This is a genomic window from Paenibacillus sp. EZ-K15, assembly GCF_002573715.1.
In the GTDB taxonomy this organism is placed as follows: domain Bacteria; phylum Bacillota; class Bacilli; order Paenibacillales; family Paenibacillaceae; genus Paenibacillus_AQ.
Genome location: NZ_PDHM01000012.1, coordinates 481,782 through 502,107, shown reverse-complemented (window position 1 = coordinate 502,107; position 20,326 = coordinate 481,782). Strand labels below are relative to the sequence as shown.

General features: G+C 51.9%; 16 protein-coding genes. 5 read left to right on the top strand and 11 right to left on the bottom strand.

The features are described 5' to 3' along the window. Positions 1 to 272 precede the first annotated feature (272 nt). Positions 273 to 1,181 (top strand): TIGR01777 family oxidoreductase, encoded by a 909-nt coding sequence (locus CRG97_RS10340; RefSeq protein ID WP_098742880.1) that lies wholly within the window; start codon positions 273 to 275, stop codon positions 1,179 to 1,181. Positions 1,182 to 1,259: 78 nt separating this feature from the next. Here the strand turns inward: CRG97_RS10340 and CRG97_RS10335 are convergent, their stop codons facing one another. Beyond that, positions 1,260 to 1,850 (bottom strand): YdhK family protein, encoded by a 591-nt coding sequence (locus tag CRG97_RS10335; RefSeq protein WP_098742879.1) that lies wholly within the window; start codon positions 1,848 to 1,850, stop codon positions 1,260 to 1,262. A 208-nt stretch (positions 1,851 to 2,058) separates the two neighbouring features. On the opposite strand from CRG97_RS10335, the gene CRG97_RS10330 reads away from it, so the two are divergent. From CRG97_RS10330 to CRG97_RS10315, 4 genes are all read left to right on the top strand, one after another. Next, on the top strand, positions 2,059 to 2,991 hold the full coding sequence (locus CRG97_RS10330; protein ID WP_098742878.1) for an AraC family transcriptional regulator: 933 nt from the start codon (positions 2,059 to 2,061) through the stop codon (positions 2,989 to 2,991). 123 nt (positions 2,992 to 3,114) lie between these two features. Continuing rightward, on the top strand, positions 3,115 to 4,992 hold the full coding sequence (locus CRG97_RS10325) for a class I mannose-6-phosphate isomerase (RefSeq protein WP_098742877.1): 1,878 nt from the start codon (positions 3,115 to 3,117) through the stop codon (positions 4,990 to 4,992). Then, the gene (locus tag CRG97_RS10320; RefSeq protein ID WP_098742876.1) at positions 4,989 to 5,993 is read left to right on the top strand and encodes an ROK family protein; all 1,005 of its coding nucleotides are present in this window, start codon (positions 4,989 to 4,991) and stop codon (positions 5,991 to 5,993) included. The genes CRG97_RS10325 and CRG97_RS10320 overlap by 4 nt, the downstream gene beginning before the upstream one ends. A gap of 22 nt (positions 5,994 to 6,015) precedes the next feature. Next, on the top strand, positions 6,016 to 8,505 hold the full coding sequence (locus tag CRG97_RS10315; RefSeq protein ID WP_098742875.1) for a glycoside hydrolase family 38 N-terminal domain-containing protein: 2,490 nt from the start codon (positions 6,016 to 6,018) through the stop codon (positions 8,503 to 8,505). Between the two features lie 110 nt (positions 8,506 to 8,615). On the opposite strand, the gene CRG97_RS10310 is transcribed toward CRG97_RS10315, so the two are convergent. From CRG97_RS10310 to CRG97_RS10265, 10 genes are all read right to left on the bottom strand, one after another. Then, on the bottom strand, positions 8,616 to 8,852 hold the full coding sequence (locus CRG97_RS10310) for a DUF6953 family protein (protein ID WP_076320777.1): 237 nt from the start codon (positions 8,850 to 8,852) through the stop codon (positions 8,616 to 8,618). Positions 8,853 to 8,932: 80 nt separating this feature from the next. Next, complete coding sequence (locus CRG97_RS10305) at positions 8,933 to 9,658, bottom strand: YwiC-like family protein (protein ID WP_098742874.1); 726 nt, start codon at positions 9,656 to 9,658, stop codon at positions 8,933 to 8,935. 51 nt (positions 9,659 to 9,709) lie between these two features. Then, positions 9,710 to 11,224 (bottom strand): nitrate/nitrite transporter, encoded by a 1,515-nt coding sequence (locus tag CRG97_RS10300; protein ID WP_098742873.1) that lies wholly within the window; start codon positions 11,222 to 11,224, stop codon positions 9,710 to 9,712. Positions 11,225 to 11,390: 166 nt separating this feature from the next. Then, a complete protein-coding gene (locus CRG97_RS10295; RefSeq protein WP_098742872.1) occupies positions 11,391 to 12,038 on the bottom strand; it encodes a response regulator transcription factor in 648 nt (215 codons plus the stop codon). Beyond that, on the bottom strand, positions 12,035 to 13,117 hold the full coding sequence (locus CRG97_RS10290; protein WP_098742871.1) for a sensor histidine kinase: 1,083 nt from the start codon (positions 13,115 to 13,117) through the stop codon (positions 12,035 to 12,037). Before CRG97_RS10290 ends, CRG97_RS10295 begins: the two co-directional genes overlap by 4 nt. After that, complete coding sequence (locus CRG97_RS10285) at positions 13,114 to 13,578, bottom strand: GAF domain-containing protein (protein ID WP_098742870.1); 465 nt, start codon at positions 13,576 to 13,578, stop codon at positions 13,114 to 13,116. Before CRG97_RS10285 ends, CRG97_RS10290 begins: the two co-directional genes overlap by 4 nt. Before the next feature lie 51 nt (positions 13,579 to 13,629). Then, positions 13,630 to 14,322 carry a respiratory nitrate reductase subunit gamma gene (gene narI / locus CRG97_RS10280; RefSeq protein ID WP_098742869.1) on the bottom strand — a complete coding sequence of 231 codons (693 nt, stop codon included), beginning with the start codon at positions 14,320 to 14,322 and terminating at the stop codon, positions 13,630 to 13,632. Further along, entirely contained in the window at positions 14,309 to 14,887 is a 579-nt protein-coding gene (narJ, locus tag CRG97_RS10275; protein ID WP_098742868.1) for a nitrate reductase molybdenum cofactor assembly chaperone, read from the bottom strand. Before narJ ends, narI begins: the two co-directional genes overlap by 14 nt. After that, positions 14,880 to 16,415: a nitrate reductase subunit beta gene (gene narH, locus CRG97_RS10270; protein WP_098742867.1), complete on the bottom strand. Its 1,536-nt coding sequence runs from the start codon at positions 16,413 to 16,415 to the stop codon at positions 14,880 to 14,882. Before narH ends, narJ begins: the two co-directional genes overlap by 8 nt. Beyond that, a complete protein-coding gene (locus CRG97_RS10265; RefSeq protein ID WP_098742866.1) occupies positions 16,405 to 20,079 on the bottom strand; it encodes a nitrate reductase subunit alpha in 3,675 nt (1,224 codons plus the stop codon). The genes narH and CRG97_RS10265 overlap by 11 nt, the downstream gene beginning before the upstream one ends. Positions 20,080 to 20,326 lie beyond the last annotated feature (247 nt).

The window sequence follows — 20,326 nt, the reverse complement described above, 5'->3', positions numbered from 1 at the left end:
ACCATTTAAATCATGGACAAAATGAAGTAATGACCGAAAAATCATATAACGGAATCATACCGCATTTTTTGTATAATGGATTGTATAATGTTGCATTCACCACTCATTTAAACGTTTTACGGGTAATGATCCTCAGCACTATTGGCTTGAAGTATAAGACAACCTCGAAGCTATGGAAAAACGATTCAGCGGAGTTGCGAACGCAACTAGGTAGCGAAATTAGCTGCAGCAGTGACCTTGTTAGATCCAATGATAAGTATAAGGAGGTTTATATGAGAATAGCCATTTGCGGAGGCACCGGTTTCATTGGGCAGGCAATGTGTTCGCGTTGGCAGCGCGACGGACATGACGTTATCATCGTCACCAGATCGAAGCCGGACGTTCCTCCCCATCACAAACAAGACAGGCCTATATCTTATCTGACCTGGGATGAGATGAAGTCCCATCCCGAGCGGTTTGAGGATTTGGATGCCCTCGTTAACCTAGCAGGCTCTTCCCTTAGTCAACGCTGGACGCAAGCAGGCAAGCAGAGAATCCTTCAATCAAGACAACGAACCGTCTCCTCCGTAGCCGAACTGATGGACCGCCTGGAGCATAAACCTTCGGTCGTTATTCAAGCATCAGCGATGGCCATTTACGGCACATCCGAGTTTGAAACGTTTGATGAGGAAAGCCCTGCCACGATTATGGATTTCCCGTCCGAAGTTGTGCAGCGATGGGAGCAAGCGGCCGACCGCATCCCGGTCGACCGGTTAATCAAGCTGCGCATCAGCGTTGTTCTGGGCGGTAAAGGCGGAGCCCTTCCCAAAATGCTGCTGCCCTATAAACTAGGCGTAGGCGGTAAGATCGGCAGCGGCAAACAATGGCTCTCCTGGATACATATCGACGATATCGTGGATTTGATCGATTATTGCATCCGACACGAGGACATATCCGGAGCCGTGAATGCGGCTTCCCCGCATGCGGTCACGAACGATGAATTCGGCAGGAGCATCGCCAAGGTCTACCACCGTCTGCACTGGCTCCCCTTGCCTGCTTTCATGCTCCAAACCATCCTGGGTGAAATGTCGCTCATTCTGCTAAAGGGCCAGCGAATCCTTCCGGCCAAAGCGCTGCGTCATGGCTTCCAGTTTCGATATCCGGAAGTGACGGACGCACTGCAGCAGATCAAAGAAAGCTGAGCCTTACGGCCATATTGCACAAAAAACAATCGCTCTCTTGATATAGAGAACGATTGTTTTCTTTTTTTCATAAAACTTCTATTGTAAGGGGGCCAGCTCGCTTTCTGTCACCCACTTATGGTTCTTGACTTCTTCGCCGGTTGTTGTCGTGAAATCCACCATATAGACCGTCGTTTGTTCGGCGGAATCGATAACGGCAGTGGCCCCCTTCATTCCCTCCATATGATCCGCATTCACGACCGCTTCCGTTCCAGGCTTAAGGGGCTCCTTCCCGGCATCCTCCAGCTCCTCATGAATCACCCATTTATGATCCTTTACTTCGGGTCCGCCGCTCGTCGGCGTATACGATATCGTGTACACCGTCGTATCGTACGCCCCGACAATCGTTGCCTTGGCCCCCTTCATTCCGGGCATGTGATCGGATTCAATGATCGCTTGGGTGCCCACCGCATAGGTTGGATTCTCTGCCGCCTTCAACCCTTCCGGAACCTCGCCCGAGCCGGAATGGTTCATGCTGCCATGATCCATGCCATCCATGTTCCCGGTGGCCTCCGTGTTTTCCTTGTTATCGGGGTCTGCGCTCTTCGTATTACCGCAGGCTCCCAGTATGAGAATTAGGGATGCTAAAGCAACCAGAATAAGCGGCTTCCATCGTTTCTTAGCTAACATATAATGAACTCCTCTCTTATATTGAATGTTCATAGCATAACAACTACTTATGAAGAACTTGTGTAGCTGTCTATGCATTACATCACTATACCCATTTTTTCAATAAAACTTATCTATGATATACAATAGAGAGTAATCATAAGTCCCATTTAGCCCTATATTCTTGCTAGAGAAAATCCACCAATTCCGAGAAGGAGCACCATCTCCCATGCAAATCGATGACGAAACTTTCATCCCGTTATTTAAACGGGCCAATTCCATATTAAACCGAACCCTGAACCGTATCGATCAGCAGGAACTGAGCATCCGGATCCACTACTGGGGATTTATGCCGCGCCACTACGACAATACAGAGCATAAGCATTCTTTTTTTGAAGCTTGTTACGTGTTGACAGGCTGCGGCTCCTATATCGAAAACGAGACAGAGTTCCATCTTCATCCAGGCACCCTGTTTCTCTCAAGGCCGGGGGTCCAGCACCAAATTAAGAGCAGGGAAGGCTTGTCCTTATGTTATGTTGCCTTTGAGCTGGATGAATCGGCAAACAATGATCTCCATACGGCTGCTTTCCGAAGGTTAGCAAGCCAAGGCATTCCCGTGCTTCAGGAAGGTGCCGGGCAAGCGCCCGGACTCTTGTGGCTTTCGCTGTTATCCGTGTTTCAATCGGGCTCTGGCGGTAAGCAGCACCCGCCGCATATGCTGCACAGCATGGCTATTTCACTCATATTATCGATTCTGGCTGCCCACGGCCCCGGTTTCTACCAAGAACCTTCCGATGGTGGAGCAAACGAAGAAGGAGCTTCGATGTTTCATCAGGCCGAATTGTTTATCAAGGATAATCTGGGCGAGCCGCTCTCGCTGGAGCGGGTGGCTGGCCATCTTCACGTTACGACCCGTCATTTGACAAGACTGTTCCGGAAATACGGACATCAATCCTTTGTTCATTATGTGCAGGAGCAGCGCGTGCAGCAGGCTAAACACCTGCTTCTGAATACAGACCGGCAGATCAAAGAGATTGCCATCTCTTGCGGATTCGAGTCCGTGCACTACTTCACCCGGGTGTTTACGTCCAAGCTTGGTGTAACCCCGGCCCGCTTCCGGCGGTCGCAGTTTTCGGAAGGTCGTTACGACTCCGAGCTTTAGCGGCTAGAGACGTCGATGTCCTGATCGTACAAAAACACTTCCTCTTTTTATAAAGACGGATCCTCCCTTGCCTTCTACAATGAAGTCGTAACAGACATTCCGGAAGGGAGGATCCATCTATCCATGAAACCTGCAACAGCCTTTCAATCACACCCGATCAACCACTTGGACTTTCGAAACGGACCCCAATTCATGAAGAGCGGGATCGACTCATGGTGTTCGTTGATCCTATCGACCTACAAACAAAAATCCCAGCATGAAGCGCAAGAAAAGAGCAGTATCTTCATTACGCTTGACGGAACACACGGCGCGGATTTCGATAAACTTCTGGCAAAGCTTCAGCAAACCTGTAAGCAAGAAGGGATCACCTTCTCATGCGATTCCACGTCCGATTATGTCAAACCCGAAGCCGAGCTCCGGGCCGAGATGGCTCCTTATCTGACTGATAACCGGGCATTCGGCTATAAAGCAACCGATGTCCGCCCCATTCAATACTTTCAACTGGACGCACGGTCTGCCTTGAAAAAAAGTGCGCTTGAATTTGACGCAATGCGCGGCATATACGTACTGCAGGGGCCCGGCGCTTCGCTGCTTGAAGGCCGGACCCCCGACCTTCGTTTCTACGCCGATTATTCCCGCGAAAACCAGCAGCGGCGCCATGCCCAGCATATGGGCAGCTTCGGCTTGGGCGTCTCCCACGACAAGGTTGAGACTTACAAGAATTGTTTATTTCTCGAATGGCCCGTCTGGGAGACTTATCGTCGTGACTGGTTAGCCCATTATACCCATGCCGAACGCTCGGACAATAAAGCGTTCTACATGGACTTCAATCGTCCGGAAGAGCCGGTGTGGCTGCCGGCAGCAGCCTTAGCAAACGTACTGCATAAAGCTAGTCAGCAGCCGTTTCGGGTCAAGCCGTTTTTTGCCCCGGGAATATGGGGTGGTCAATACCTTAAGGAATTATGCGGCCTTCCCGACGAATGGCCGAACTGCGCCTGGAGCTTTGAGCCCATCGCTCCCGAGAATACGCTTCTGCTGCGCGTGCAGGACATCACCTTCGAGGTTCCGTTCACATTGCTGATGGAGACAGCGCCTCAGGAGATCATGGGAACGCGTAATGTCCGGCTGTTCGGCGATTATTTCCCGATCCGGTTTGATTATCTCGATACAATGCAGGGCGGCGAGCTATCGCTGCAGGTGCATCCGCTGCAAGAATATGCCGAGTCACGGTTCAATGAACATATGACGCAGCAAGAGTCGTACTACATCATGCGGAATGCCCCGGGAGCCAAGGTGTATCTCGGGCTGAAGGAAGGAATTAGCGGCGGACGTCTGCTTGAAGCAGTGGAAGACGCCCAGCTTCAGGAAGAGCCGCTTGAGCTCTCCGCCTACGTTAACGAGTACGATTCGCAAACAGGGGATCTTTACCTCATTCCACCAGGCACGGTCCACTGCTCTGGCAGGGATAATCTGGTGCTGGAAATCTCCTCAACCACCTGGTGGTTCACGTTCAAGATCTACGATTACTTACGGATGGACGCGGATGGCAAGCCGCGCCCGATGAACCCTGAGCATGCACGCCACAATATCAATGACGCCATGAATACGTCAGCGGTAGAAAGCGGACTTATCGCCCGGCCAACCGTCATAAGCCGTCAAGGCAGCAGTTCGGAGGAACTGCTCGGTCAACGGGATGATCTGCTATTCCAGGTCAGCAGGCTGACCCTGCATGAAACATGGAATGCAGACACACAAGGAGAATTCGTCATGTACAACCTTGTGGAAGGTGAACGTGTCCGCCTTGTACCGGCAGCGGACGAGGGTGCGGCCGTTGAATGGGGTTATGCGGAATCCTACATTGTCCCGGCATGTGTGGGAGAATACCGTCTGGAGAACCTGTCCGGCTCCCCGTGCACCTTGATCGCCGCCAGAGTCAATCCGGAGTGGAATCTTCCGCTTCTTCCGCCTCACTGGGCAACCGAAAGCGGGGAGTTTCAATGAGCCGCAATGATAGCGCCGATCCAGAAAGCGTGCCTTCCCCTGCCCCTATCACGATCGCGCTCGATGCTGGCGGCACCGCTTTGAAGGGAGCGCTCATCGTGAACGGGCAGCTGATCCCCGGCTCGTTCCTAACCCGGCCTTCAGAATCCCAAGGAGCCGCAGCGGATACAATCGCCAGCTTTGCTCAAGCCTGTCATGATCTGATCACCTATTACGCTTCGGCCTTCCGGCCATTGGATTATTACGATTCGATCCGGATCGGCTTTGCTTTTCCGGGGCCCTTCGATTATGCAAAGGGCATCGCGCTTCTTCAAGGCATCGGCAAATATGAAGCCCTGTTCAAGCTGTCGGTTCGGGATCTGCTCCGTTTCGAATTTCAGAGACTCAAGCCATCCTTCCCGGGTGTCACGATGAATCGTCTGACTGCGGCCGATATCCGGTTCGGGAATGACGCCTTCATGTTCGGGCTTGGGGTCGGCGTCCGGTTCCCATCGGAGCGTCTCCTATGTCTTACGCTCGGTACAGGCCTTGGCTCTGCCTTTGTGGAGAATGGTCAAATCGTAGCCGGCAGACACGGTATCCCAAGCAGCGGAATGCTATTTGCGGAGCCTTACCGGGATCACATCGTGGACAGCTATTTCGGGAGAAGGGGCATTCTGAACATGGCTTCGGAGCGGGGTCTCCTGACCGACGGGATCGATGTAGCCGACCTCGCTGAAGCAGCCAAGGGCGGTAACTCGCAAGCTCAGGATGTATTCCGGGAATACGGCACCAAGCTAGGGGAGATGCTTCTCCCTTATCTATCCGAGTTCAAACCGAGCCGCCTGGTGCTGGGCGGACAAATCTCGTACAGCTTGCCCTTATGGGAAAGGGATATCCAGCTAGCTTTAGGCAGGCATGCCGTTCCGGTTCACAGTCTCGCAGATGGAACGGCGGCTGTGTTTAACGGCATTGAGAAGTTATTCGGGGATCCGGATCATCATGTTTCCGCTCCCAATTAATTTATAGGAGGTCACCAATATTATGAACCTATCCACTCAAGGCGGTCATCGACCCGCCCGCCCCTGGACGATCTATGTCATCCATCATTCCCACACAGATATCGGCTACACCGAGCGCCAAGAAAGAATTGAGCAGTACCATGTGGATTTTATCCGCCAGGCACTAGACATCACGGAAGCCGCACACCGCGGGGAGCGCCCGGAATGGAAAACATTCCGCTGGACCTGCGAGACCTTCTGGGCCGTTGAGAAATTTCTCGAAGCAGCAACTCCGGCAGAGAAAGAAGCTTTTCAACAAGCGGTGAAACGTGGCGATATCGAACTGTCCGGAACCTATCTCAATATGACCGAGCTTCCGGATTTCGACCTCCTTCTGCGGAATCACGGCAAGGCGCAAAGGTTCGCGGAGACCTTCGGACATCGGATCGACAGCGCCATGACCGCCGACATTAACGGGTACAGCTGGGGGTATGCCGAAAGCCTGCTGCAACATAACATCGAGCATTTGTTTTCCTGCATTCATACGCATCACGGCATGTATCCACTGGGCCGCAAACAAACGCCGTTCTGGTGGGAAAGTCCCAATGGCGGCAAGCTGCTTGTCTGGAACGGCGAACATTATATGTTCGGCAACGAGCTCGGGTTCTGTCCGGATGCACTAGGCAAATACATCATCAAGGACGAGCTTCAGCATAACCTGATGGAGCCTGAACAACGTCATAACGACATCGCTGCTTTACGGATTAACCGGTATTTATGGAATCTCGAGCAGGAATCCTACCCCTACTCCTTCGTTCCGGTCATGGTCTCAGGCCTAGGCACGGACAATGCATCCCCGAATGCGGATATCGCGGAGTGGATTACGAATTGGAATGAACAATACGGCGATCAAATCACCATTAAGATGGCTACGCTGTCCGAATTTTTTGCAGCATTGAAACAGGAGGACCTGTCCGCACTTCCGGTACACCGGGGGGATTGGCCGGACTGGTGGACCGATGGGGTGGCTTCAACAGCAATGCATACCCAGATTTACCGGGATGCCCAGCGCACCCTTCGCAAGGTCAAGCGGCTCGATCCGGTCCAAGGTGCGGCAAGCCTGACCGAGATCGAGGATGCCTCACAGGCACTGACCATGTACGCGGAGCATACATGGGGCTATCATTCCTCCGTGTATGAGCCATGGCACCCGCAGGTGCAAATGCTGGAGGTGCGGAAGCAAGCCTATGCGGCCGAAGCCAGCAAGCTGGCTTACCGGGCGCTGGATAAAACGCTTGTTGCCCGTCAGGGCGCACTGCTTGCCCCTCATCGTCCCTTGCGCTACGAGGTGATCAACACGGAGCCGGCCGCGGCGACACTGCAGGTCGCCATCCCGCTGGATGGTTGGGAACATGTGCTCCTGAAGAAAAGGTTCGAGCTCATCGACGAAACGACCGGGCAGGCGCTACCGTACCAATTGGCACACACGGGGGCGCTTGTCACGCAGCTCTCACTTAAACCGGATGAGTCCAGGATCTTGTACATCCATCCGCACGAAACACCGGATGCACTCTCCGCTTCCGGGAACATGGTGACTGCGCGCAACACCGAACCGATTGCGTGCGAAGGAATCGACGATATCCAGACTCAGCCCATAACTCCTTATCCAATCGTGGTGGGCAAGCGTTCGATCGAATCCGAATCCTTCCGGATCGAATGGGAGATGAACGAAGGCATTACGGCCTGGATCGATAAGACGCGCTCAGCAGACCTGCTGGACGGCACATGCGAGCACGCCCCTTTCGCCCCCATCTACGAGGTAACGCCGGCACAGGATGAGCATAATCCGTCCGAAATATGCTCAACCCGCCGCCGCATGGGACGCAACCGGAAGGGCACGAACGTCCAGCGGGATACCGGACGCTTGACCCGAGTCACCGTGCTGGACAACGGGCCGCTATTTGCCCTGGTGGAGCTGGTCTTTGACGTGAAAGGGCTCAGCTACTATGCCCTCCACATCAAGATGTATGCGAACCAGCCTCGTGTCGAGGTGTCCGTCCGCTTCCACAAGGACAGCGTCTGGCTGCCGGAAAATGTATACGTGGCTTTGCCATTCACTATGGGCACTGAAGCCGAGCTATATGTAGAAAAAGCCGGCTGTCATGTCCGGCCATGGAAGGATCAGATTCCCGGAACCTGCCTGGATTATACCAGTGTCCAAGAGGGAATATTCTGGCACTCGGCCAAAGAACGGGAAGCGCTCATCTTGTCTATGACAGACACACCGCTCGTACAGCTGGGAACGCTGGAGCACGCGCCCCGGCTGCTCCACACCATGCAGCCTGCGGACAGCCGTCCTTCCACGTATGCCTGGATATTGACCAACTACTGGGAAACCAACTTCAAGGCGACGCTCGGCGGCTTCTACGAGTTCCGTTATGCGGTAGAGCGGCATCGCCAGCTGGACCCGGAGCAGGCTGTGAAAGCCCTGCACGCTTCAACCGGTCAATTCACGATTCACCGAATCAAATAAGTCAGGATAAAAAACAGCTGCCCTGGTTTCAGGGCAGCTGTTCTCATTATGATAGGCAGGGTGGCCCAAACCGGCCCCTCTTCGCCCTTATTATTTTTTTCACAGCAAGACTACGTCCATGCCCACATGAATCCGTCACGATCCCAAGCGATCCGACCGCCATGCAGTTTGCGGAATGCCTTCTTCACTTCCTTGGACAGCGAGGCATTACCGTTTTCGTTAACGAAAACAAACTCTTCCCCGAAGTTCTCGCGTACATAGCGGATGGCCTCCGTCTGATACAAATTACCCGTAAACCGGATTTCCTCCACCATCCATTCGGCCACCTGCTGCGCTGTATATGTCATATGAACATCGTTCCCTTCTGTATACCTTCACTTATTATAACAGAATGGACGATGGAATCGATTTTTATGAAAACGGCAAACTACATCAAGATCATTGACAGCAATAAAAACTGGACGGAACCCACAATCTCGATCATTCCGACCTTCATCGGTTTCATTGCTTTTCCGGAATACAGTAAGGTCTTGATGAACGGAAATAGGAATGGCAGACACATCCATGGATTCCCGAAGACTACCGGCAGTACCAACATGACGGCATGATATATTCTTGCGTATATCGTCCAGCGCCTGTTTTTCCGCTCACGGAAGACCGATTTGACAAAGAACACGGTGCCCGTGAAATATAGGAAATTATACACAACGACGGCGGCAAGCATCGGATCGAAACCACCGCCCCCCAGCATATAAGCAGCAGCGCCGCCGGTACAGAACAGCAGAATCGCGCAAATATCATTTAACAGCGCACGCTCCGCTTTCTGAAGGACATGCCAAACATTCACCATGATCAGGATGAGCAGCACAGGTGCAAACCAGAGCATCGACGGTTTGAAGACAAGCACCGGAATCAGAAACGGGGCGGCGACAAGGGCATAAACGATCCCCCAGGATATCCAAGTTTTACGTTGGGACGTCTTCTTTAAGGATTGCAGAAACGGATAGGACGCCATGTATAAACATAACCAGGCCAAAAATAGCAGAAGGTGCAGCAGAACCGGCTTGGCTGCCGCCATTCCTATGAAATAGGGTACACTGACCATGGCCCAGCCACCATGCTCCCGTGGGATGACAATCCTCGTCTTTTTCATGCGTCTCTCCCTCTCCAATCCATCGACTCATACCCATCATGATTCATATCTTCAGTCATTCGAACAACGGCCAGGCGGATGATAAGTAATATCGCTGAAGGTACCCACATATTGCACGATGTCACCCGACTCGTCCTTTACCGAATTAATCGTCAGCAGCTCCAAGTACTCTTCCCCGTCTTTCCGGCGGTTCCAAATCTCCCCCTGCCAGCTCCCGTGTTCCCTGATTTCAGACCACATCGCCTGATAAAACGCCGGTGATTGTCTTCCGGACTTCAATACGCTCGGATTTTTGCCGAGCACTTCCTCCTCCGAATATCCGGTTAACTTCGTGAATGCCGGATTGACGGCATTGATCCTACCGTTCGGATCCGTAACCAGAATCCCCTGGCCGGTGGAGTTAAACACCTCGGATTGCACGGAAAGTTTGTCCTGGTAGTACATCCATACCACAATAACGAAACTGGCAAGCGCAACCTGCGATAAGGCCATGAATCCAATGGAATACTGCCCCGTAGCCGAATGGATAAAGGAAAGCATCAGCGGCGGGAAGAATCCGCCAAGGCCGCCCATCATGGACACGATACCGTTCACAATGCCGGCCTGCTTGTTGAAATAAAGGGGCACGAGTTTGAAAATAACCCCGTTTCCGAGACCGGCACCAACGGCAATGGTTAAGCATCCGGCCGTATACAAGCCAATGGACGGAGAGAATGCCAACAGGATGGCCGCAGCCGTGAGCCCTATGAATACGCCCATTAATAAGAACAGCGGTTTAAATTTATCTGCAAGCCAGCCGCCTACAGGACGTAATAAAGTGGCTACCAAAATGAACCCTGCCGTCCGCATCCCGGCGTCCACCTTCGCAAGCTCAAAATGGGTAACCAGGAAGTTCGGCAAGTACACCGTAAAGGCTACGAACGAACCGAATGTAATGAAATAAAACAGAGAGAAAAACCACAGTTTTTCATTTTTATATACACCCTTGATCTGTTCCATAATCGGTGTCTTCACCTTGATTTCTTTGCGGTCACCTAAGAGTGCATTCAGCACGGCAAATATCAGCAGCAGAACTAAATACAGCTGGACGGTTTTGGACCATCCGATCTGAGTCGCGATGACCGGTGCAGCAAACGTGGTAATGGCGGTGCCAATGTTGCCCATCCCGTAAATCCCATTTACGAGTCCTAGCTTTTCTTTCGCATAGTATTTAGGCAATGAGGTAACACCGACCGAGAACACAGCCCCTCCGATCCCCAGAAACAAGCCACCGATGACCAAATGCGTAAAGGATGAAGCCGAGCTGATAAAATAAACCGGAAACAGCAGCAGGATAAAGCTGACGATAAAAACAATTCGTGCTCCCACCACATTGGCGTAATAGCCAAGCGGAATCCGGAGGACCGAACCCAGCACCACCGGAATAGCCGTCAGAATAGCGAGCCGATCTGCCGGAATGGAGATATCCTCTCGAATAAACGGCAGGAGCGCGGAGATGATGACCCATACCATAAAGCCAAGCACCAGATTCATTGTTTGCAGCGGAAGCTGCAGCTTTTTGATCATTTCCATCACCTTTTCTAAAGCGTAATGAATGGCAATTGATCCCCAGCTCCTATTGTACGTGCACCTATTCACAATGCTAATAGGGAAGTTCCCTGAATCTCTCCGGGGAACTTCCCTATTCCTTAAAGCAACAACCCTTTATTGCGCCCTTTTATATACGTAAGGACTAAAAATCCAGCAATTTTTTCTTCAATGCATATTCCACTAACTCCGGGCGGCTTTTCAAATTCAGCTTGTCCATAATTTTGGCCTTGTGCGCTTCCACCGTCTTGACCGATACAAAAAGTTTTTCCGCAATCTCCTTATTGCCATAACCCTTGGCGATCAGGGGCAGGATCTCAATCTCCCGTTTGGACAGACTGTTAAACGGATCTTGGTCCGCGCTCTCGCTATCTTTCTTAATAAACTCCCGAACCAGGGAAGTAGCCATCTGGGGATGGATATAGGTCCCTCCCTTATGCACCATGCGGATGGCGGAGATTAATTCATCATCCGGCGCATTTTTCAGTACGTAACCTGAGGCACCGTTTTTTAAAACATGAAACAGGTAATCGTCATCATCATACATGGTTAGAATCAGAATTTTCGTTTCCGGAAATTCACTGCTGATCTTGCCGGTTGCAATCAGTCCGCTTTCGCCGGGAGGCATGCTTAAATCCATCAACAGCACATTCGGCCGGTGCTTCGCCACCATGGTGTAAGCCTCCATACCGTCTGCCGCCGTCGCGACGACCTCCATATCTTCCTGGTAATTCAGAATCATGGAAAATCCGCTGCGGACCACGGCATGATCATCCGCAATCACAATTTTCATGTAATCATCACCTCCGGCTTGTCGTCACCATTCGTAAGCGGAATGTTAAGCTGAATCGTTGTACCCTCACCGGGAGCGGATAGCAAAATAAACTGACCACCAACGAGCTCTGCGCGTTCCCGCATCCCATACAGTCCCAGTCCGGTTCCCTTAGCTTCATCTATGACTTTGTTAAACCCGACTCCAAGGTCCCGGACGGTTAACTGAAGATAGCCATTCACTTCGCATAATCGTACATGCACCTCATCCGTTCCTGAATATTTCATGGCATTCAGCACCGCTTCCTGGCAAACCCGGTACACAACCGTTTCAATCTCGCTGCCATAGCGGGCTGCCGCTAACTCGGCAGAGAATTCAACCAGCATACCATAATTCTTCCCGATCCATTTAAAATGGGAGCGGAAGGCAGCCTCAAGCCCCAAATCATCTAATGAAGCCGGCCTGAGTTCAACGGATAAATGACGGATATCATCCAGAAGCCTGGTTAAAGACACCTCGGTCTGGTGCAGCTTTTGTAGCACATCCTCGCCTACATTCATATATTTAACGACACGCAGGTCGACCAGTGAACTCAATAGCTCTTGAGCCACGCTATCATGCAGTTCGCGGGATATCCGCTTGCGCTCGTCCTCCTGTGCCTTGATGACATATTTCAGCATATTCGTCCGCTGCAGCATTTCCTGCGTCTTCTGCTGCTTCGTCAGATCGAGGAGCATCATCACCCGGATGCCGCGAGCTTCATCGATGATATGGTAACTGGCCGCATAGGGAACGATTCCTTCGCCGCGTGTCTTAAGATAGACTTGGAACGACGAAAACTCGCCATCCGGATAATCCAGATAGCATGTGGAGCAGGTTATGAGATCCTGATCATCGGTGTACCCTTTGCAGGTTTGGCAGAAGGAGCCATCCGTACCAGACTGCATCCTCTCGATCACTTCAATGTCAAGAATGTCCTCTGCGGCCGGATTCATAGCCACCACGCTGCCCTTTTCATCAATAAAAAAAATAGCTTCCATGCTATTATGATACATGTTTCTAAGCAATTCGCTTAAATGCTCATCCGTCATCTGAATCAAGGCTGTGATACCTCCTTGGCATAAAAAGCACCAAATTCCGTTCCTATTCCTTCCTGAAACGACTCAAAGGACTTTGGATCCAGCACGTTTTCCTTGCGATATCCAACAAGCAAAACCCCCTTGACGCGAGAGCCTTCCCACAGGGGTACTGCGCCAAGGCTCTTCAACTGCTCGGCAACGATAATCGGATAATTATACAAGTCCCTTGATTCAATATCAGCATTCACGTTTTGAATCAGCATCGGCTTTCCTGTCTTAAACACCATGCCGGCGATGCCTTTGCCGGAATGTAAAACGATGCGCTTATACCTCTCGTTTATATTTCCCGAGGCATACTGCCAGGTTAATACAAATCGGTCTTCAGCCGGCTGCACCAATGCCATGGACACGAAATCGAATTGAAACCGGGCACGAAGCTTATCCATTTCACTTTGGTAGTTAAAGATCGGCTGATTCTTCATTTCCATTACTCCTCTGACGTAGAAAAGAAGGCCAAAAAGCCTTCTTCCGCTCTACGATTCAAATTTACGGTGCTTTCTATACAGGATATATCTTCTACCCACATAATTCAACGGAACACTCCACACATGCACCAATCGGGTAAACGGCCATAAGCCAAAAATGCCAAATCCGGCCAAAATGTGAATTTTAAACGATAGCGGCACATTCAACATCAACGAAGCATCCGGACGGAGCATAAACAATCCACGGAACCACACGGAGACCGACTCCCGATAATTGAATTCCGGCTGTACCGCATTCGTAACCAGCGTGCTGTACATCCCCATAAATACGATAAACAGCAGGAGGACATTAACCATCATATCGGAAGCGCTGCTCAGTTTTCGCACATTTCGAATGGTGAACCGCCTGGCTGTTAACAATACCATACCTGCCAGGGTTAGAAAGCCAAATGCGCTTCCGATATACACCGCCCCGATGTGGTACATATGATCACTGATGCCCAGCGACTCCATCCAGGATTGAGGGATGGCCAAGCCTGCGACGTGACCCCCGATAACCGGTATGATGCCTAAATGAAACATGAGACTGCCCAGCTTGAGATGTTTCTTCTCGATAAACTCGCTGGATTTTGCCGTCCAGTTGAATTGGTCTGTACGGTAACGGTAAATATGACCGACAATAAACACAGCAAGGCAGATATAAGGAAAGATGACCCACAGAAACTGATTAACCATGCTCATGATCTGCCGCCTCCTGATTGAAACATGCTTTGAACGTCTCACGCAGACCTTGAATGAGATAAAGATACGGACTCTTATACTTCTCCAAAGCTTTTAGCAGATGATAGGTGCCGTCTTCCATTACAGCCATCATCAAATCCAGGCTCGCTGCCACTTCCTTCTCGCGACCCTGCCAATTCGCCGCATATATGAACTCGCACATCAGCGGAAGATAATCCGATAATTCCGAGCCCTCGATGCCCAGGCCAAACATCTCATACGTCTCTTTAAGTTTGGCGAGCATCTGGCCACGTTCCCGGCCATCCTCAAATTTATAAAAGGTCATGTACAATGTAGATTTCGCCTGAAAGTCGAAGGTCTGGACATACAGCTCTTCAATCTCTTCCATGCTGTATTCATGCATGGCCGTCCAGTACATTCTGACTGATTCATAGGCCGGGTCTGAGGAGCCAAGCGACTCCTCCATGACCGACGGATGGAAATCCAGCTTTTCCGGATACGTGAGCTGCTGAGCGAAAAAACCGAAAACATGTTTATAATCATGCAGCATTCCGAGATTAATCACGCCAGATCCCCCCGTAGAAGTTTTCTTCGTACAGCTCTTTGCCTGTTTTGCCCTGCAGTCCTTCCGGACCGCAGCCGCCGCAGCTTGCGCTAAAGCCTTCGGAGCCCTGTGAACGGTAAACATCCATATGGCTTTCTTTATGCGAAGTCGGGACCACAAACCGGTCATCGTATTTAGCGATAGCGAGCAGCCGATACATCTGCGTCATTTGATGGGCGGTCAACCCAACCCGTTCTAGCCGTGTCTCATCAAACTCAGTCCCCGACGATTGCGCGCGCATATAAGAACGCATCATCGCCATTTTTTGCAGGGCATCTTTCACCGTAACCGTGTCCCCTGCCGTGAGCAGATTCGCGAGATACTGAATCGGTGTACGCATCTCCTCGATCGCCGGGAAAATCATGTCCGGATTCTCGATCGAATTCCTGCCTTCAAAATAGTTCATGATCGGACTGAGCGGTGGTACGTACCAAACCATTGGCAGCGTCCGATACTCCGGATGGAGCGGAAAGGCCAGCTTGTACTCAATGGCCAGTTTATATACGGGCGAGTTTTGGGCAGCTTCGATCCATTCTTCGGTTAATCCGTCCTTGCGCGCCTGCTCGATCACTGCCGGATCATGCGGATCCAGGAACAGATCGCACTGGGCCTGATAGAGATCCTTCTCATCCGGCGTGGAGGCTGCCTCCTGTACCTTGTCGGCATCGTACAGCAGCACGCCCAAGTATCGGATACGTCCTGTACAGGTTTCGGAGCATACCGTAGGCAGCCCGGCTTCAATTCTCGGAAAACAGAAGGTGCATTTCTCGGCTTTATTTGTTTTCCAGTTGAAATACACCTTTTTGTACGGACAGCCCGTCATGCAGTACCGCCAGCCGCGGCAGGCTTCCTGGTCTACCAGTACGATGCCGTCTTCATCCCGCTTGTACATGGCACCTGAAGGACAGGACGCTACGCAGCTCGGATTCAGGCAATGCTCGCACAGTCGGGGCAGATACATCATGAATGCCTGCTCAAAGTTGAACTTGATTTCTTCCTCGATCTTTTCGATATTTGGATCCTTCGGGCCGGTCACATGGGCTCCTGCCAGATCATCTTCCCAGTTCGGACCCCATTCCAGATTCATCGTCTCGCCGGTTACCGCCGATTTCGGACGGGCCACCGGCTGATGCTTCTTCTCTCCGGCATTCGTTAGATGCTCATAGTTATAAGTCCACGGCTCATAGTAATCTTTCATTTCCGGCATATCCGGATTGTAAAAGATTTTGCCGAGCGCGATTTTGGACAGCTTGCTGCCGGATTTCAGCTGCAGCTTCCCCTTTTTCAGCGTCCAGCCTCCCTTGTATTTCTCCTGGTCTTCCCAGCGGATCGGATAGCCTACGCCCGGCTTCGTTTCCACGTTGTTGAACCACATATATTCCGCACCCGGACGGTTCGTCCAGGTGCTCTTGCAGGTGACGCTGCACGTATGGCAGCCAATGCATTTATCCAGATTCATGACCATGGCGACTTGTGCCTTAATCTTCAAGCCAATCCACCTCTTTCATTTTGCGGACAGCCACGTACACATCCCGCTGGTTGCCGATCGGTCCGTAGTAGTTAAATCCATAGCTGAGCTGTGCATAGCCCCCAACCATCTGGGTCGGCTTCACATGGATTCTCGTCGGCGCGTTGTGGCTGCCGCCGCGATCCTTCGTAATTTCCGAGCCCGGCACGTTGATGTGTTTATCCTGCGCGTGATACATGTACATCGTGCCTTTCGGCATCCGGTGACTGACGACGGCGCGGGCGGTGACGACGCCGTTGCGGTTGTATACTTCCAGCCAATCGTTGTCCTGAATGTCGTGAGCCGCTGCGTCATCGTTGTTAATCCATACTGTCGGTCCTCCGCGGAACAGCGTCAGCATGTGCAGATTATCCTGATAGGTGCTGTGAATGTTCCATTTGCCATGCGGCGTCAGATATCGGAGCACGAGTGTATCCTTTCCCCCGGTAATCTGCTTGTCGCGCGGTCCGAACACCATTGGCGGAAGCGTCGGTTTATACACCGGCAGCGCCTCTCCAAACTGCAGGAAAATTTCGTGATCGATATAAAAATGCTGTCTGCCGGTCAGCGTACGGAACGGCACAAGCCGTTCAATATTCGTTGTGAACGGGGAGTATCTTCTGCCCATTTTGTTCGATCCGCTGAATACCGGCGTCGGAATGACTTCCCGCGGCTGGGCCGTGATGCTCTGGAACGTGATGCGCTCTGCGGCGCGGTCCGCGGAAATGTCTTTCAGCTGCACGCCGGTGTCTTGCTCCGCCGATTCCCAGGCTCGCTGCGATACCCTGCCATTCGTGGCCGAAGACAGATTCAAAATGGCGTCCGCCGCATTTCGTGCCGTATGAAGTTTGGGCAGGCCATTCTTGATGGTGTCGTCATAATAAGTTCCGTTCAAACGCTTCAGCTCTTCATACTCCTCGGCGACCGAGAAGCTGACGCCATGCGCTCCGACTTTACCTGTAGCCAGGTTCGGACCGAGCGTAATATATTTGTCGTGAATTTTCGTATAGTCCCGCTCGACCACCGTCAAATTCGGCATCGTTTTGCCAGGTACGGCCTCAATCTCCCCCTTGCGCCAATCCTTCACTTCACCATATGGCTGGGCGATCTCGCTTATGGAGTCATGAGAGAGCGGTGTTGTGACCAGGTCCTTATATATTCCCGGAAGATGGGTCTTCGCCATGTCTGAGAAAACTTCGGCAATCGTTCGGTATATATCCCAGTCCGACCGGGATTCCCAGAGGGGATCCACTGCCGGATTAAACGGATGCACAAAAGGATGCATATCGGTTGAAGATAAGTCCGTTTTCTCATACCAGGTTGCTGCAGGAAGGACTACATCCGCGTACATCGGAGTTGATGTCATCCGGAAGTCCAAGGCAACAAGCAGATCCAGCTTGCCTTCGACTTCTTCGCGCCAGACCATTTCTTCCGGCTTATCCTCTTCATTCGGCGTCGAGAGCAGGCTGTCCGAAGCGCCCAGTAAATGCTTCATGAAATATTCCTGACCCTTGGCGGAGCTCGAAATCAGATTCGAGCGCCATACGAACAGCGAACGCGGATAATTTTCCGGCGCACCCGGATCCTCTGCCGCAAACCGGGTCTCTCCAGAGATAATTTGCGCAAGCGTATGCTTCACAATTTCCTCATGGGTGGTTTTCCCCTGCTGCGCTGCTTCCTCCGCAAACTTCAGGCTGTTTTTGTTAAACTGCGGGTAAGATGGAAGCCATCCAAGTCTCGCGGCAAGCACATTGTAATCCGCCGGATGCTGGTAACGGATCTCCCCGCCCGTTGGCGATTTCAGAGAATCGGCTCCCATTTCTTCGTACTTCCATTGGTCGGTCGCAAAATAAAAGAACGATGTCGCGTTTTGCTGACGCGGCGGTCCCTGCCAGTCTTTAGCGAAGGCAACCGTAGACCAGCCTTCGATCGGGCGGCATTTTTCCTGGCCAACGTAATGCGCCCAGCCACCGCCGTTTACGCCTTGGGACGCCGTTAGAATGACCAGATTCAAAATGGAACGGTAGATCGTGTCACTGTTAAACCAGTGGTTAATCCCGGCGCCCATGATGATCATCGAGCGACCGCCGGTTTCCAGCGAATTCTGCGCAAACTCCCGGGCAATCTGAACCACGATGGATGGCTTCACACCCGTGATTTTTTCCTGCCAGGCCGGGGTATAGAAGGAGTCGGCATTCTTATATCCGTCTGCATCCAGCCCGCTGTCTGCCTGTCCAATGCCATATTGGCTCAGCATCAGATCGTATACCGTTACCACCAGACGCTGCGTCCCGTCCGCCAGCTGAATGGTCTTCGCCGGAATATGGCGTTCGAAGGTGCCGTTGGCGTTGTTATCGAAGAACGGGAAGGAAATCGTCTGTAGCTCCCCACCCTGAGGCTCCACGGACAGCGCCGGCGCAATGACCGAGCCGTCCTCGCGCTCCAGGATCAGGTTCCATTTCTTGTCCTGCTCCCAGCGCTGTCCCATCGTGCCGTTCGGAACCGTGATTTCATTGGTGTTCTCGTCGATAATCACCGGCTTCCACTCGGCATGCTGCGTGGTATCGCCTAGATCGCTTGCCCGCAGGAAGCGTCCCGCCTTGTATCCTCCCTCAAACTCATCCAATAGAATGAGGAAAGGCATATCCGTATATTGTTTCGCATAATTCAGGAACATCGGTTCCTGACGCTCATGATAGAATTCTTTTAAGATAACATGCGTCATGGCCTGTGCAATTGCGGCATCGGTTCCGGGGTTCGGAGCCAGCCAGTTGTCGGCGAATTTGACGTTCTCGGCATAATCCGGCGCGACCGACACGACCTTGGTGCCTTTATATCGAACTTCTGTCATGAAGTGAGCATCCGGCGTGCGAGTTAACGGCACGTTCGAGCCCCACATAATAAGGTAACCGGCATTGTACCAATCGCTGGATTCCGGCACATCCGTCTGCTCTCCCCAGATTTGTGGAGATGCCGGCGGCAAGTCCGCATACCAGTCATAGAAGCTGAGCATTTCTCCACCAAGCAGGGAAATAAATCTGGCTCCTGATGCATAGCTGATCATCGACATGGCCGGAATGGGCGTAAACCCGGCAATCCGGTCGGGCCCGTATTTGCGGATCGTATAAATGAGCTGCGCGGAGATCAGCTTCGTGGCCTCCTGCCAGGACACACGGACATGACCGCCTTTACCCCGTGCTTGTTTATAGGACCCGGATTTCTCCGGATCTTCGACGATGCTGGCCCAAGCGGCGATCGGATCGCTGTGTTGGCTTAAGGCCTCTTTCCACATATGCCATAGCCTGCCGCGCATATAAGGGTATTTCACTCGCAGCGGACTGTATTCATACCAGGAAAATGAAGCTCCACGCGGGCATCCGCGCGGTTCGAATTCCGGCATATCCGGCCCGCAGGAAGGATAATCAATCTGCTGATTTTCCCAAGTGATGATTCCGTTCTTGACGAAAACCTTCCAACTGCAGGAGCCTGTGCAGTTCACGCCATGCGTCGTCCGTACCACTTTGTCATGCGACCAGCGCTTGCGGTACATATCTTCCCATTCCCTGCTTTTCTCCTCCAGAACGGACCAATTGTCAGAATAGCTTTCCATCCTCTTGAAGAACTTCAGCCCCGACTTTCGTTTCATAGGACAGTTCAACTCCTTCTGCTTGAATGACAATGATTGGGGAATCAATGTGCCGTCCTTCGTATAACTTAATTATGAGTGGCCTCTTCTTTCGTTCCTATTAGGGAAACACCTATATTCCTTCGAGAATTCCCTTGGTTGGTGGATTGTCCCCAGAGCGCCCCATCGGAGGAACGAGTCGTACACGGAGCGTTTTTTGGAACGAAAAAAAGGAACGCCCCTAAGACCTGAAGATCTTATGGGACAT

Coding starts and splice junctions, on each gene's coding strand:
- CRG97_RS10300 (WP_098742873.1), bottom strand. CDS start 11,224: ATGATCAAAAAGCTGCAGCTTCCGCTGCAAACAATGAATCTGGTGCTT.
- CRG97_RS10320 (WP_098742876.1), top strand. CDS start 4,989: ATGAGCCGCAATGATAGCGCCGATCCAGAAAGCGTGCCTTCCCCTGCC.
- CRG97_RS10340 (WP_098742880.1), top strand. CDS start 273: ATGAGAATAGCCATTTGCGGAGGCACCGGTTTCATTGGGCAGGCAATG.
- CRG97_RS10325 (WP_098742877.1), top strand. CDS start 3,115: ATGAAACCTGCAACAGCCTTTCAATCACACCCGATCAACCACTTGGAC.
- CRG97_RS10330 (WP_098742878.1), top strand. CDS start 2,059: ATGCAAATCGATGACGAAACTTTCATCCCGTTATTTAAACGGGCCAAT.
- CRG97_RS10265 (WP_098742866.1), bottom strand. CDS start 20,079: ATGAAACGAAAGTCGGGGCTGAAGTTCTTCAAGAGGATGGAAAGCTAT.
- CRG97_RS10310 (WP_076320777.1), bottom strand. CDS start 8,852: ATGACATATACAGCGCAGCAGGTGGCCGAATGGATGGTGGAGGAAATC.
- CRG97_RS10285 (WP_098742870.1), bottom strand. CDS start 13,578: ATGAAGAATCAGCCGATCTTTAACTACCAAAGTGAAATGGATAAGCTT.
- CRG97_RS10305 (WP_098742874.1), bottom strand. CDS start 9,658: ATGAAAAAGACGAGGATTGTCATCCCACGGGAGCATGGTGGCTGGGCC.
- CRG97_RS10335 (WP_098742879.1), bottom strand. CDS start 1,850: ATGTTAGCTAAGAAACGATGGAAGCCGCTTATTCTGGTTGCTTTAGCA.
- CRG97_RS10295 (WP_098742872.1), bottom strand. CDS start 12,038: ATGAAAATTGTGATTGCGGATGATCATGCCGTGGTCCGCAGCGGATTT.
- narI (WP_098742869.1), bottom strand. CDS start 14,322: ATGAGCATGGTTAATCAGTTTCTGTGGGTCATCTTTCCTTATATCTGC.
- CRG97_RS10315 (WP_098742875.1), top strand. CDS start 6,016: ATGAACCTATCCACTCAAGGCGGTCATCGACCCGCCCGCCCCTGGACG.